The organism is Kocuria sediminis, from assembly GCF_009735315.1.
Classification (GTDB): domain Bacteria; phylum Actinomycetota; class Actinomycetes; order Actinomycetales; family Micrococcaceae; genus Kocuria; species Kocuria turfanensis.
In genome coordinates this window covers 219,547-233,155 of record NZ_WOGU01000003.1, presented here as the reverse complement: position 1 = coordinate 233,155, position 13,609 = coordinate 219,547, and the positions used below count along the sequence as shown (strand labels likewise).

General features: G+C 73.5%; 11 protein-coding genes. 8 read left to right on the top strand and 3 right to left on the bottom strand.

Going from position 1 to position 13,609, the window contains the following annotated elements; genetic code table 11:
* Nucleotides 1-7 precede the first annotated feature (7 nt).
* From GMA12_RS05350 to GMA12_RS05325, 6 genes are all read left to right on the top strand, one after another.
* Nucleotides 8-898: a sugar phosphate isomerase/epimerase family protein gene (locus GMA12_RS05350; protein ID WP_156267882.1), complete on the top strand. Its 891-nt coding sequence runs from the start codon at nt 8-10 to the stop codon at nt 896-898.
* Nucleotides 895-1,881 carry a 5-dehydro-2-deoxygluconokinase gene (iolC, locus tag GMA12_RS05345; protein ID WP_162459501.1) on the top strand — a complete coding sequence of 329 codons (987 nt, stop codon included), beginning with the start codon at nt 895-897 and terminating at the stop codon, nt 1,879-1,881. The genes GMA12_RS05350 and iolC overlap by 4 nt, the downstream gene beginning before the upstream one ends.
* Complete coding sequence (locus tag GMA12_RS05340) at nt 1,878-2,816, top strand: Cgl0159 family (beta/alpha)8-fold protein (protein WP_156267880.1); 939 nt, start codon at nt 1,878-1,880, stop codon at nt 2,814-2,816. The genes iolC and GMA12_RS05340 overlap by 4 nt, the downstream gene beginning before the upstream one ends.
* Nucleotides 2,813-4,768 (top strand): 3D-(3,5/4)-trihydroxycyclohexane-1,2-dione acylhydrolase (decyclizing), encoded by a 1,956-nt coding sequence (iolD, locus tag GMA12_RS05335; protein WP_156267878.1) that lies wholly within the window; start codon nt 2,813-2,815, stop codon nt 4,766-4,768. The genes GMA12_RS05340 and iolD overlap by 4 nt, the downstream gene beginning before the upstream one ends.
* An 11-nt stretch (nt 4,769-4,779) precedes the next feature.
* Nucleotides 4,780-6,306 carry a CoA-acylating methylmalonate-semialdehyde dehydrogenase gene (locus GMA12_RS05330; protein ID WP_156267876.1) on the top strand — a complete coding sequence of 509 codons (1,527 nt, stop codon included), beginning with the start codon at nt 4,780-4,782 and terminating at the stop codon, nt 6,304-6,306.
* Between the two features lie 97 nt (nt 6,307-6,403).
* Nucleotides 6,404-7,444: a Gfo/Idh/MocA family protein gene (locus tag GMA12_RS05325; RefSeq protein ID WP_156267874.1), complete on the top strand. Its 1,041-nt coding sequence runs from the start codon at nt 6,404-6,406 to the stop codon at nt 7,442-7,444.
* Nucleotides 7,445-7,549: 105 nt separating this feature from the next.
* On the opposite strand, the gene GMA12_RS05320 is transcribed toward GMA12_RS05325, so the two are convergent.
* The gene (locus GMA12_RS05320) at nt 7,550-8,563 is read right to left on the bottom strand and encodes a LacI family DNA-binding transcriptional regulator (protein WP_156267872.1); all 1,014 of its coding nucleotides are present in this window, start codon (nt 8,561-8,563) and stop codon (nt 7,550-7,552) included.
* A 157-nt stretch (nt 8,564-8,720) separates the two neighbouring features.
* Between GMA12_RS05320 and GMA12_RS05315 the strand changes: the two genes are divergently transcribed.
* Nucleotides 8,721-9,899: a Gfo/Idh/MocA family protein gene (locus tag GMA12_RS05315; RefSeq protein WP_370830316.1), complete on the top strand. Its 1,179-nt coding sequence runs from the start codon at nt 8,721-8,723 to the stop codon at nt 9,897-9,899.
* Nucleotides 9,896-10,903 (top strand): sugar phosphate isomerase/epimerase family protein, encoded by a 1,008-nt coding sequence (locus GMA12_RS05310; RefSeq protein WP_162459500.1) that lies wholly within the window; start codon nt 9,896-9,898, stop codon nt 10,901-10,903. Before GMA12_RS05315 ends, GMA12_RS05310 begins: the two co-directional genes overlap by 4 nt.
* Before the next feature lie 173 nt (nt 10,904-11,076).
* Here the strand turns inward: GMA12_RS05310 and GMA12_RS05305 are convergent, their stop codons facing one another.
* On the bottom strand, nt 11,077-12,507 hold the full coding sequence (locus GMA12_RS05305; protein WP_370830312.1) for an MFS transporter: 1,431 nt from the start codon (nt 12,505-12,507) through the stop codon (nt 11,077-11,079).
* A gap of 47 nt (nt 12,508-12,554) precedes the next feature.
* The gene (gene iolB, locus GMA12_RS05300) at nt 12,555-13,472 is read right to left on the bottom strand and encodes a 5-deoxy-glucuronate isomerase (protein WP_156267868.1); all 918 of its coding nucleotides are present in this window, start codon (nt 13,470-13,472) and stop codon (nt 12,555-12,557) included.
* Nucleotides 13,473-13,609: the final 137 nt, after the last annotated feature.

Genomic DNA, 13,609 nt, shown 5'->3' with positions numbered 1-13,609 from the left:
ACCGTCCATGAAGATCGCTCTCGACCCCACGCCCTTCCACCACTCCCACTCGCTGCTCGAGTTCCCCGCGCTCGCGGCCGAGCTCGGCTACGAGTACCTGCAGCTGACCCCGCACGCGGACTTCCTGCCCTTCTTCAACCACCCCAAGGCCGACGACCGGCTCGTGGCGGACCTGCGCCGGGCCTGCCGCGACGCCGGCGTGCAGATCGCCTCGGTGCTGCCGGTGCTGCGCTGGTCCTCCCCGGACCCGGACGCCCGGGAGGCCGCGGTGCGCTACTGGAAGCGCGCCATCCGGATGACCGTGGACCTCGGCGTGACCCAGATGAACACCGAGTTCCAGGGCCGGCCCGAGCTCGCCGAGGAGTCCGAGCGCGCGTTCTACCGCTCCATGGAGGAGCTGCTGCCCCTGATCGAGCGGGAGGGCGTGCACATCGCGATCGATCCGCACCCCGACGACTTCGTCGAGCAGGGGCTCGCCGCGTGGCGGGTCATCCGCGGGGTGAACTCCCCGCACCTCGGCTTCGTCTACGTGGCGCCGCACACCTTCCACATGGAGGACGCCCCGCTGGAGATCATGGCCGCCGTGGGGGACCGGCTGCGCGTGGTGCACGTCGCCGACACCATGGACCACCACCGCTCCCACGGGCTGCGCTACATCACCAACCCGCCGGGCAGCGCGGCCCGGGTGCACCAGCACCTGAAGATCGGGGACGGCGACGTCGACTGGGACGAGTTCTTCGGCGGGCTCGCGGCCAACGGCTTCCTCGACCGCGAGGACACGGTGATGGTCTCCTCGGTCTTCGCCGAGAACGAGAACGCCGTGGAGGTCTCCCGGTACCAGCTGGAACAGATGCGCGAGCGCGCCGCCGCGGCGCAGAAAGTGGAGGTGAAGGCGTGAGCTACGACGTCGTGACCCTGGGGCGCATCAGCGTCGACATCTACCCCGACGACGTCGGGGTCGGCCTCGAGGACGTGACCACGTTCCGCAAGTACCTCGGCGGCTCCCCGTCGAACGTGGCCGTGGCCGCGGCCCGCCACGGCGAGTCCGCCGCGGTGATCACCCGCACCGGCGACGACCCGTTCGGCACCTACCTGCACCGGGAGCTGACCCGCTACGGCGTGGACGACCGGTTCGTCACGGCCGTGCCGGGGCTGCAGACCCCCGCCACGTTCTGCGCGATCCGCCCGCCGGAGGACTTCCCGCTGTACTTCTACGGCCGGTTCCCCACGGCCCCGGACCTGCAGATCCGCCCCGAGGAGATCGACGCCGAGGCCGTGCGCGAGGCGCGCATCCTGTGGTCCACGGTCACCGGGCTGTGCCAGGAGCCCAGCCGCTCCGCCCACGTCGCCGCGCACCAGGCCCGCCCCCGGGAGCAGCTGCGCGCGGACCAGCACACGATCCTCGACCTCGACTACCGCCCGATGTTCTGGGCCTCCGAGGAGGAGGCCCGGGCCCAGGTGCACGAGCTGCTGCAGCACGTGACCATCGCCATCGGCAACGACAAGGAGTGCGCGGTGGCCGTCGGGGAGGGCACCCCCGACGAGCAGGCCGACCGGCTGCTCGCGGCCGGCGTGCGCATCGCCGTGGTCAAGCTCGGCCCGGAGGGCGTGATGGCCAAGACCCGCGACGAGCGCGTGGTCTCCGCCCCGGTCCCCGTCGAGACGGTCAACGGCCTCGGCGCCGGGGACTCCTTCGGCGGCGCCTTCTGCCACGGCATCAACCAGGGCTGGCCGCTCGAGCAGGTGCTCGACTACGCCAACGCCTCCGGCGCCATCGTCGCGTCGAGGATCTCCTGCTCGGACGCCATGCCCACCCCCGACGAGGTATTCCAGCTGCTGCGCGAGCGCGGCCGCGCCGTTCCCGAAGGAGCCACCCGATGACGACCACGTCCCCCGCCGAGCTCGACACGGCCGATCCGCGCCGCTACGAGCACCTGTCCCGGATCCGGCTCGAGGACCCCCGGGCCGTCCAGCGCGCCGCCGACTCCCGGCGCCGCCACCCCGGTCCCGTGCACGGGCGGCAGAACTTCGTGGTCGCCGCCGACCACGCCGCCCGCGGCGCCCTCAAGGTGCGCGGCGAGCACGACGCCATGGCCGACCGGCGCAGCCTGCTCGACCGGCTGCAGATCGCCCTGGCCAACCCCCAGGTGGACGGCGTCCTCGCCTCCCCGGACGTGCTCGACGACCTGCTGCTGCTCGGGGCCCTCGACGGCAAGCTCGTCTTCGGCTCCATGAACCGCGGAGGCCTGCCGGGCCTGGTCAACGAGATCGACGACCGCTTCACCGGGCACACCGCGCAGGCGCTGGACAGGATCGGCGCCGACGGCGGGAAGATGCTCACCCGCATCTGCTTCGAGGACCCGCACACCACCTCGGTGCTGGAGAACACAGCCCGCGCCGTGGACTCCCTCGCGGCGCTGGGCCTGATCGCCATGGTCGAGCCGTTCATCTCCCGGATCACCGACACCGGGATCGTCAACGACCTCTCCGCCGACGCCGTGATCCAGTCCGTGGCCATCGCCCAGGGGCTCGGCGGCACGTCGTCGCACACCTGGATGAAGCTGCCCGTGGTGGAGGAGATGGAGCGGGTCATGGCCGCCACCACGCTGCCCACCGTCCTGCTGGGCGGGGACCCGAGCGCCCGGCCGGACGAGGTCTTCGCGACCTGGGAGGCCGCGCTGGCCCTGCCCGGCGTCCAGGGCCTCACCGTCGGGCGCACCCTGCTGTACCCGGAGGACGGGGACGTCGCCGGCGCCGTCGCCACCGCCGCGTCCCTGCTGAAGGGCCACCCCGTCGAGGAAGGAGCCGCCCGATGAGCACCCGCACCCTCTCCGTGTCCCAGGCGCTCGTCGCGTTCCTGGCCAACCAGTGGACCGTGGACCGGATCGGCGCCGAGGAGTACCGGCAGCGCACGATCCCGGGCATGTTCGGCATCTTCGGGCACGGCAACGTGGCCGGCGTGGGCCAGGCGCTCAAGCAGTTCCAGGCCGAGGACCCCACGGTCATGCCCTACTACCAGGGCCGCAACGAGCAGGCCCAGGTGCACCAGGCCGTCGGCTACGCCCGGCACACCCGCCGCCGGGCCACCTTCGCGGTGAGCACCTCGATCGGGCCCGGGGCCACGAACATGGTCACGGGCGCCGCGCTGGCCACCACCAACCGGCTGCCGGCGCTGCTGTTCCCCTCCGACCAGTTCGCCACCCGCACCCCGGACCCCGTGCTGCAGCAGCTCGAGCGCCCCGACGCGGGCGACATCACGGTCAACGACGTGTTCCGCCCGGTCTCCCGCTTCTTCGACCGCGTGGTGCGTCCCGAGCAGCTCTTCTCGGCGCTGCTGTCCGGCATGCGCGTGCTCACGGACCCCGCCGAGACCGGCGCGGTGACGATCGCGCTGCCGCAGGACGTGCAGGCGGAGGCCCTCGAGGTGCCCGAGGAGTTCCTCGCCCCCCGGGAGTGGCGGATCCGCCGCCCCGCCCCGGAGGAGGAGGACGTCCGCGCGGCCGTCGCGGCGATCCGCGCGGCCGAGCGGCCGGTCGTCATCGCCGGCGGCGGCGTGCACTACGCCTTCGCCACCGAGGCGCTGCGGGAGTTCGCCGAGGCCACCGGCATCCCCGTCGCCTACACCCAGGCCGGCGTGGGCGTGCTCGACTGGGACCACCCGCTGTGCCTGGGCGCCGTGGGCTCGACCGGCTCCACCGCCTCCAACGCGGTGGTCGCCGAGGCCGACCTCGTGATCGGCGTCGGCACCCGCTACGAGGACTTCACCACGGCCTCGCGCACCGCCTTCCAGCACCCGGACGTGCGCTTCGTCAACGTCAACGTCGCGGCGTTCGACGCCTACAAGCAGGGCAGCTCCGTCCCGATCGTCGCCGACGCCCGCAAGACCCTCCTCGAGCTGACGAAGGCGCTCGGCGGGTACCGGGTCGGCGGGGACCTGGCGGCGACCGTCGAGGCCGAGAAGCAGCGCTGGGACGCCACCGTGGACGCCGCCTTCGGCGAGCGGCACCTGCCGCTGCCCAGCCAGAACGAGATCATCGGGGCCGTCAACGAGGCCATGGACGACCGCGACGTCGTGGTGTGCGCCGCGGGCTCGCTGCCCGGGGACCTGCACAAGATGTGGCGGGTCAAGGACCCGTACGGCTACCACGTGGAGTACGCGTTCTCGTGCATGGGCTACGAGATCGCCGGCGGGCTCGGCGTCAAGCGGGCCGCGGTCGCCGAGGCCGAGCAGTCCGGGTCCCCGCAGGACGCCCGCGACGTCGTCGTCATGGTCGGCGACGGCTCGTACCTGATGATGCACACCGAGCTCGTCACGGCCGTGGCCGAGGGCCTCAAGCTCGTGGTCGTGCTGATCCAGAACCACGGCTACGCCTCGATCGGCGCGCTGTCCGAGCAGCTGGGCTCCCAGCGCTTCGGCACGAAGTACCGCTACCTCGACGGGGAGCGGCACAGCTTCGACGAGGGCGCCACGCTGCCGATCGACCTCGCCACCAACGCCGAGTCCCTCGGCGTGCGGGTGCTGCGGGTCGAGTCCGGCGACGGCGTGATCGAGCGGCTGAAGGCGGCCGTCGAGCAGGCCAAGGCGGCGCCCGAGGGCTCCGGCCCGGTGCTCGTGCACGTCGAGTCCGACCCGCTGATCGACGCGCCCAGCTCCGAGTCCTGGTGGGACGTGCCCGTCACGGGCACCGCCACCCTCGACTCCACGAACGAGGCCTACGAGGTCTACCAGCAGCACAAGGCCCGGCAGCGTCCGCTGCTCGGGAACTGAAGGAGGAACCCATGACGCAGCAGACCCAGCAGCAGACCCAGCACGTCGAGCACTTCATCGCCGGGGCGCGCACGCCCGGCTCCGGGGACCGCACCCAGGAGATCTACAACCCCGCCACCGGCGAGGTCTCGGGCATCCTGCACCTGGCCACGGCCGAGGACCTGCAGGCCACGGTGGCCGCGGCCCGCGCCGCGGCCGACTCGTGGGGCGACGTGTCCCTGGCCAAGCGCACCGCGGTGCTGTTCAAGTTCCGCGAGCTGGTGGCCGCCCACACCGACGAGCTGGCCGCCCTGATCACCGCCGAGCACGGCAAGGTCCTCTCCGACGCCAAGGGCGAGGTGGGCCGCGGCCTGGAGGTCGTCGAGTTCGCCTGCGGGATCGCCGAGCAGCTCAAGGGGGAGTTCTCCGACCAGTTCTCCACCGGCATCGACGTCTACTCCTTCCGCCAGCCCCTGGGCGTGGTCGCCGGCATCACCCCGTTCAACTTCCCCGTCATGGTGCCGCTGTGGATGGCCCCCGTGGCCATCGCCACCGGCAACGCGTTCATCCTCAAGCCCTCCGAGCGGGACCCGTCCCCGTCCCTGCTGATCGCCGAGCTGTGGCAGCGGGCCGGGCTGCCGGACGGCGTCTTCCAGGTCCTGCACGGCGGCAAGGAGGCCGTGGACGGGCTGCTGACCCACCCGGACGTCGACGGCATCTCCTTCGTGGGCTCCACCCCGATCGCCCAGTACGTGCACGAGACCGCCACCAAGCACGGCAAGCGGGTCCAGGCCCTCGGCGGGGCGAAGAACCACGCCATCGTCCTGCCCGACGCCGACATGGACTCCGCGGCCGACAACCTCACGGCGGCCGCCTTCGGCTCCGCCGGGGAGCGCTGCATGGCCGTCTCGGTGGCCGTGGCCGTCGGGGAGGCCGCGGACCTGCTCGTGGACAAGCTCGCGGAGCGGGCGAAGGACATCACCGTGGGCAACGGCATGGACGCCTCCTCCGACATGGGTCCGGTCATCACCCCCGCCTCCCGGGACCGGGTGGTGCGGATCGTGACGGCGGCCGAGGAGGCCGGCGCGGCGGTGGTCGTGGACGGGCGCGACCTGATCGTGAAGGACCACGAGAACGGCTTCTTCGTGGGCCCGACCGTGCTCGACAAGGTCCGCCAGGACATGGAGGCCTACGAGGAGGAGATCTTCGGCCCCGTGCTGGTCGTCCTGCGCGTGGACACCCTCGACGAGGGCATCGAGATCATCAACGCCAACCCCTACGGCAACGGCACCGCGATCTTCACCTCCTCCGGGGCCTACGCCCGCCAGTTCAAGCGGCGGGTGACCGTGGGCATGATCGGGGTCAACGTGCCGATCCCGGTGCCCGTGGCCTGGCACTCCTTCGGCGGCTGGAAGGCCTCCCTGTTCGGCGACCACCACATCTACGGCCCCGACGGCGTGCGCTTCTACACCCGGGGCAAGGCCGTCACCGAGCGTTGGCCCGAGCCGCACCACGCCTCCGGGGCGTCCTTCGCGTTCCCGTCCTCCGGGGACCACTGACCCGCACCCCGTCCCCGCGCTCCCGCCGGTCCCGCACCGGCGGGAGCGCGGTCCCGAACCACCCGTGCCCCACCGGGGCAGATGAAGGAGACCGACCATGAACACCCCGCTGCGCGTCGCCGTCGTCGGCGCAGGACGCATGGGCGCCGACCACATCGAGCGCCTCCACCGACGGATCAACGGCGCCGAGGTCGCCGCCGTCGTCGACATCGACAAGCCCCGCGCCGAGGCCGCCGTGGCCCACATCCCCGGCGCCGTGGCCTACACGGACCTGCAGGAGGTCCTGGACCGGGACGCCGTCGACGCCGTCCTCATCGCGACCCCCGGCTTCCTGCACGAGCAGGTGCTGCTGCCCGTCATCGAGCACGGCCTGCCCACCCTGTGCGAGAAGCCGCTCACCCCGGACGCCGAGTCCTCCTGGCACGTGGTCCAGGCGGAGGTCGCCGCGGGCCGGCAGCTGGTCCAGGTCGGCTTCATGCGCCGCTTCGACGCCGGCTACCAGAGCCTGCGCCGGATGATCGAGGAGAAGACCTACGGCGAGCTGCTCACCCTGCACCACCAGCACCGCAACCCCACCACCCCGGCCGGGTTCACCAACGAGATGATCATCAACGACTCGGTGGTCCACGAGTTCGACGCCGTGCGGTTCTTCACCGGCGAGGAGATCACCTCCGTGCAGGTCCGGATCGGCCGCTCCACCCGCAACGCGCCCGCGGGCCAGCGCGACCCGCAGCTCGTGCTCCTGGAGACCGAGTCCGGGATCCTGGCCCAGGTGGAGGTCTACGTCAACGCCCAGTTCGGCTACCAGGTCGCCACGCAGGCGTCCTTCGAGACGGGCATCGTCGGCATCGGCGGCGACCAGGAGCCCTACGTCCGCACCGCCGGCACCTGGGGCGGGCTCGTCACCCCCGGCTTCGAGGAGCGCTTCGTCGAGGCCTACGACCGCGAGATCCAGTCCTGGGTCGACGCGGCCGCCCGCGGGGGAATCGGCGGGCCCTCGGCCTGGGACGGCTACGCCACGGCGGCGTGCTGCGAGGCCGGCGTCCGGGCGCAGGCCAGCGGGGAGATCGTCCCCGTGCAGCTCCAGCCCAAGCCGGAGCTCTACGGCGCCGGCGTGCCGGCCGGCGCCACCCGCTGACGACCGGCGCCACGGTGCCGGGAGCCGCCCGGCGGTCCCCGGCACCGCAGGACCCGCCCCCGCGCGTGCGGGGGCGGGTCCTGCCGTCCGCTCCTGCGGGCCCGCTCAGGCCCCGGGGCGGGGCGGGGCCGTGGAGGCCCGGACGACCAGCTCCGGGCGCAGGAGGGAGCACCCCGGAGGACCCCCGGCCCCGGCGATCCGCGCCATGAGCCGCTCGGCGGCCATCGCCCCGATCCGGGCGTTGCGGCTGTCGACCGTGGTCAGCTCCAGGAGGTGGGTGGAGGCGATGGGGGAGTCGTCGTAGCCGATCACGGAGAGGTCCTGCGGCACGCGCAGCCCGCGCTCGCGGGCCGCCGCCAGCGCGCCCATGGCCATGGTGTCGTTCGCGGCGAACACCGCGGTGGTCTCCGGCGCCTCGTCCAGCAGCCGCGCCGCGGCCACGTAGCCGTCCTCCTCGGTGGTCGCCCCGGTCCCGGGAACGGTCCGCGGGGCCGGACCGGCCGCGGACATCGCCTCCGCGAAGCCCTCCGCCCGCAGGCGTGCCGCCCCGCCACCGCCGGTGAGGTGGCCGATCCTTCGGTGGCCGAGTCCGAGCAGGTGCTCCGTCGCCCTGCGGGCCCCCAGCCGGTCGTCGTTCGCGACGACGTCGGCGCCGGGGACCACGCCCTGCCGGTGGCCCGCGACGACGACGGGCAGCCCCTCCGGCACGCGCATGGCCGCGCTCGGCTCGGTGGCGATGACCAGCCCGTCGACGCGCATCGACAGGAAGCCGTCCAGCGGGCTCGCCTCCACGTGGGCGTTGAGCGTGTGGTCGGCCACGGCGATCCGGAACCCGTGCTCCGCCAGGCCCTCCTGCAGCCCGCGCAGCAGCTCCACGAACCACAGGTTGCGGTAGTCGTCGATCAGCACGCCGATCGTGCGCGTGGTGGCCCCGGCCAGGGCGGAGGCCGCCTGGCTGGGCCGGTAGTCCAGCCGCGCCATGGCCTCGAGCACCGCCGTGCGCCGGGCCTCCGACACGCTGGGGGACCCGCGCAGGACCAGGGAGACCAGCGACTTCGAGACGCCGGCCGCCTGGGCGACGTCGTAGATGGTCGGGGCGCGGTGCGGGCGGGAGCTCATGGCCCCATTATCCGCCGGGAATTGTCCTGACATATCTCTTGACCGTGCTCACCGGCCGCCCCTACGCTCGTTGGAGCGCTCCAAAATCGGGTCCGGTTCCGGCCGTCCCCTTCTCCGCAGCGCCACCCGTATCCGTTCGACCCGTCAGGAGAGACCAGTGCCCGACAGCATCGGCGTCGCCGTCATCGGTGCCGGCATGGCCGGCCAGGCCCACGCGGCCGCCTACCGCGTGGCCCCCACGCTCTACGACCCCGTCCTGCCCCCGCTGCGCTACGTGGCCATCGGCGACGTCAACGAGCAGCTCGGCGGCCACGTGGCCCGCCGCTACGGCTACGAGAGCGCGGTCGGCTCCTGGGAGGCGGTCGCCGAGGACCCTGCCGTCGACGTGGTCAGCGTCGTGGTCGCCAACCGGTTCCACCGCCAGGTCGTCGAAGGGCTGCTGGCGGCCGGCAAGCACGTGCTGTGCGAGAAGCCGCTCAGCGACACCCTCGACGACGCCCGCGCCATGGCTGCTGCCGCCGAGCGGGCGGACACGGTCGCCCGGATCGGCTTCACCTTCCGCCGCACCCCCGGCATCGCCGCGGTCCGCGACCTGATCCAGGACGGCACCCTGGGCAAGGTCCTGCACTTCAGCGGCCGCTACTGGACCGACTACGGGTGCAGCCCCAAGGCCCCCATGAGCTGGCGCTACAAGGGCGGGCCCGGCACCGGCGCCCTGGCCGACATCGGCAGCCACCTCTCCTACGTCGCGGAGTTCCTCTGCGGCGACATCCGCTCCGTGGCCGGCGGCCGGCTGACCACCACGATCCCCGAGCGGCCGCTGCCGCTGGGTAGCGTGACCGGCCACCACCTGGTGGAGGTCGGCGACGAGTACGAGCCGGTGGAGAACGACGACTACGCCGCCTTCTCCGCCGAGTTCGCCCAGGGCGCCGGCAGCCTGGAGGTCTCCCGGGTGGCGGCCGGGCACCCCAACACCCTGACGTTCGAGGTGTTCTGCGAGAAGGGCGCGGCCCGGTTCAACCAGCTCCGCCCGGCCGAGATCGAGCTGTTCCTGCACGAGGGCCCCGAGGCCACCAACGGCTACCGCACCGTCAACCTCGGCCCCGGCCACGCCTATCTGGGCGCCGGCCTGGCCATGGACGCCCCGGGGGTCGGCTTCGGCCAGAACGACGCCTTCGGCTACCAGGCCCGCGCCTTCCTGGAGGAGGTCGCCGGTCTCGACGAGTCCGTCGCGCTGCCGCGCAACGCCTCCTTCGCCGACGGCGTGCACAACATGGAGATCCTGGAGGCCGCCGTGGAGTCGGCCGCCCACCACGGGAAGAAGGTCGTCCTGTGAAGCTCGGCGTCTACAACGCGATCCTGCACGACCGCCCTCTGCCCGAGGCCCTGAAGGTCGTCGCGGACCTCGGCCTGACGGGCCTCGAGATCAACACCGGTGGGTTCCTCCCGGCCGTGCACGTCCCCGACATGGACCGGATCCTGGAGAGCGACGCCGCCCGCGACGACTACCTGGGCCTCTTCGAGGGCACCGGGGTCTCGATCGCCGGGCTCAACTGCAACGGCAATCCGCTGCACCCCAAGCCGGAGATCGGGCAGAGGCACGCCGAGGACGTCCGCCGCTCCATCCGGCTGGCCGAGCGGCTGGGCCAGGACCGGGTGGTCACCATGTCCGGGCTGCCCGGCGGCGAGCCCGGGGCCACGGTGCCGAACTGGGTCGTCAACGCCTGGAACTCGGCGGCCCTGGACGTGCTGGACCACCAGTGGGGCATCGTCGCCGACTTCTGGCGGGAGACCGACCGGATGGCCGCCGACCACGGCGTCAAGGTGGCCCTGGAGCTGCACCCGCAGAACGTCGTGTTCAACACCGCCGACGTTCGCCGGCTGATCGAGCTGACCGGGGCCACCCACGTGGGGGTGGAGCTCGACGCCTCGCACCTGTTCTGGCAGCAGATGGACCCCGTCGCCGTGGTGCGCGAGCTCGGCCCTCTGGTCTTCCACGCGGCCGCCAAGGACGTGCGGATCAACAGGGAGAACGCCGCGCTCTACGGGGTGCTGGACAACAGCTTCCGCCGGCTCTCCCCCGAGGAGGACCGCACGAACCTCGGCGGCGACGAGTGGGCCAACGAGTGGCCGACGAACTCCGCGTGGGACTTCGTGGCCCTGGGGCGCGGCCACGACACCGCGTACTGGGCGCAGTTCCTCACCGCCCTGCACGAGGTCGACCCGGACATGGCCGTCAACATCGAGCACGAGGACGTCTCCCTCGGCCGGATCGAGGGCCTGGAGGTCGCCGCCGGCGTCCTGCAGGAGGCCGCCCGGATGGCGGGCGTGCTGGGCTGATCCGGTCCTCGCCACCGCGGAGCACCCCGTGGCCGGGCATCCCGTGGCAGAGCCCCCTCCGTGGTGGAGGGGGCTCTGCTGCGTCCGGGGACCACCGCGTGCGGCCCGGCGGAGGGGCATCCCGCGTGCCGGTGCCGCCGGTGCCGCGGCGGGCAGAGGGCCACGGCCCGCCGTCAGCCCGAGCGCCGGGACGCCGCCGTCCGGGACCGCCGCCCGGCGACGTGCGCGGCGGTCCCCGGCGGCAGCCGCAGCGCACCGAGCAGGGGCACCAGGAGCAGGACCGCCATGACGGCGAGGGCCACCCGGTACGGGAACAGGTCGCCGGCCGCGGGCAGGGCCGGCGCCGCACTCGTGGCCAGCTGCAGGACCAGCGCCCCTACGGCGATCCCCAGACCGGTGGCCAGCTGCGCGCCGGTGGCGGACAGGGTGTTGGCCGAGGAGAGCTGCTCCGCCTCCACGTCGGCGAACTGCAGGGAGTTGTAGGCGGTGAAGCCGATCGAGCGCAGCGCCCCGCTGAGCAGCAGCAGGGCGGTCACGAGCCCCAGGGGCGTCGCGGGGGTGAGGAGCAGGAACGCCGCGAGGCAGGTGGCACCACCGGCCACGGAGCCGAGGAGGACGGCGCGGAACCCGAACCGGCGCAGCAGCGGTGTGGTGGCCGGCTTGATGCCCACGTTGCCGAGGAACACCGCGGTGACCAGCAGCCCCGACTCCACGGGCGAGCGGCCGAAGCCGTCCTGGAACAGCAGCGGCAGGAGGAACGGGACCGAGCTGACGACCGCGCGGTAGACGAGACCGCCGGAGTTCGCCGCCCGGTAGCCGGCGATCCGGTAGACCCGCAGGTCCAGCAGGGGGTACGCGCTGCGCAGCAGCCACCGGACGGCTGCGACCCCGCTGAGCGCGGCCGCGCACAGCAGCCCCGCCCCGGCGGGGGCCCACCCCGGGGCCGCGACGAGCTGCAGACCGGCCACCAGCCCGAACACGGTGACCGTGGCCCACAGCAGGCCGGGCGCGTCCAGGGGCCGCCGCTCGGTCTCCCCGTCCCGGACGAGCCACAGCGCCGCGGCCAGGGCCGCCGCCCCCACCGGGACGTTGACCAGGAAGATCCAGTGCCAGCTCGCCCAGGAGGTCAGCAGCCCGCCCAGGAGCGGGGCCAGCACGGGCGCGAGCAGCGCCGGCCACGTGATCCAGGCGATCGCCCGCAGCAGGTCCCGCCGGTCCGTGGCCCGCAGCACCACGAGCTGCCCGATCGGGACCATCAGGGCCCCGCCCAGACCCTGCAGGGCCCGTCCGGCCACGAGGGCCGGCAGGCTCGCGCTGGCCGCGCACAGGACGGAGGCCAGGGTGAAGACGGCGATGGCGGTGCAGAACACCCGCCGGGCCCCGAAGCGGCCGGCCAGCCACCCGCCCACGGGGATGAAGGTGGCCACCGTGACGAGGTAGACGGTCATCGCGAGACCCACCTCGGCGCTGCCCACGCCGAGGTCGGCCGCGATGCGCGGAGCCGCCGTCACGAGGATCGTGCCGTCGAGGTGTTCCATGAACAGCACCGTCGCCACGAGCACCGCGAGCCGGCGGCTCCACGGCCGGGCGGGCTCCTCCTCCACCGGGCCCCTCCGGGGCCGCCCGCCCGGAGGCGGCGGCGCGGACGTGCTCAGCGGCCGAAGGGCAGGCGCGGGTCGATCGCCGCCTCGTCCCAGGTCCGGCGGATCCAGCCGTGGTGCGGGTCGTCGCTGATCAGCCACTCGCGCACCCGGCCCGGGCCGGCCATGACGTTGAGGTAGTACATGTCGTAGCCGGGGGTCGCCATGGCCGGGCCGTGCCAGCCGTAGGGCACCAGGACGACGTCGCCCGAGCGCACCTCCGCGGCCACGTCGATGGGCCGGTCGTCGGAGGCGTAGACCCGCTGGTAGCCCATGGGGTCCGGGCCGCCGTCCTCCGGGGCGGGCATGCCGGCGGCGAGCTGCGTCTCGAAGTAGTAGATCTCCTCGAGGGCCGTCTCCCCGTCCTTCTCCTCGTCGTGCTTGTGCGGGGGATAGGAGGACCAGTTGCCCGCTGGGGTGAGCACCTCGCACACGATGAACCGGTCGGCCTCCAGCGCCGCGGGCGTGCCGAAGTTGTGCACCTGCCGGGAGCAGCTGCCCGCCCCGCGCAGCTCCACCGGGATCTCCTCGCGGGTCACCAGCCGGGTCGGGTACTCCTCGCGCGCGGGGGCGGAGGCCACGGCCACCCGGCCGCCGGTCGCGGTGGACACGGTCAGGTCCCGGCGGATCCCGGTGTAGAGGACGTCGGTGGGGCCCGCGAAGACGGACGGGCGCCCGGCGAGGTCGTAGGTCCCACCACCGGTCTCGGCGGTGAAGCTGCCGGCCAGGGGCACCACGATGCGCTCCTCCTCGGCGGCGTCCAGGGAGATCCGGTCGCCCGGGCCGAGGTCGGCCACGCGCAGGCCCGTGTGGGCCCAGCCGGGGACCTCGGTGGCGGAGTCGTGGCCGCCGAGGGAGACGAACCACCCGTCCTGGGCGGCGGAGTCCTTGGGGTGGACCCATTCGGGGCGGGAGCTGTCGGTGCGCATGCGGTCGGTGTCCTCCGGTGTCGTCGGTCGGTGCTGGTCGGTGCTGGTCGGTGCTGGTCGGTGCTGGTCGGTGCTGGTCGGGTGATGGTCGGACGGTGCCGATCGGGCGGTGCCGGTCGTCCCGTGCTCGGGGCAGT

Bases quoted from the DNA above. Each gene is read 5' to 3' on its own strand.
- GMA12_RS05350 (WP_156267882.1), top strand. From the start codon at position 8: ATGAAGATCGCTCTCGACCCCACGCCCTTCCACCACTCCCACTCGCTG.
- iolD (WP_156267878.1), top strand. From the start codon at position 2,813: ATGAGCACCCGCACCCTCTCCGTGTCCCAGGCGCTCGTCGCGTTCCTG.
- GMA12_RS05340 (WP_156267880.1), top strand. From the start codon at position 1,878: ATGACGACCACGTCCCCCGCCGAGCTCGACACGGCCGATCCGCGCCGC.
- GMA12_RS05330 (WP_156267876.1), top strand. From the start codon at position 4,780: ATGACGCAGCAGACCCAGCAGCAGACCCAGCACGTCGAGCACTTCATC.
- iolB (WP_156267868.1), bottom strand. From the start codon at position 13,472: ATGCGCACCGACAGCTCCCGCCCCGAATGGGTCCACCCCAAGGACTCC.
- GMA12_RS05325 (WP_156267874.1), top strand. From the start codon at position 6,404: ATGAACACCCCGCTGCGCGTCGCCGTCGTCGGCGCAGGACGCATGGGC.
- GMA12_RS05320 (WP_156267872.1), bottom strand. From the start codon at position 8,563: ATGAGCTCCCGCCCGCACCGCGCCCCGACCATCTACGACGTCGCCCAG.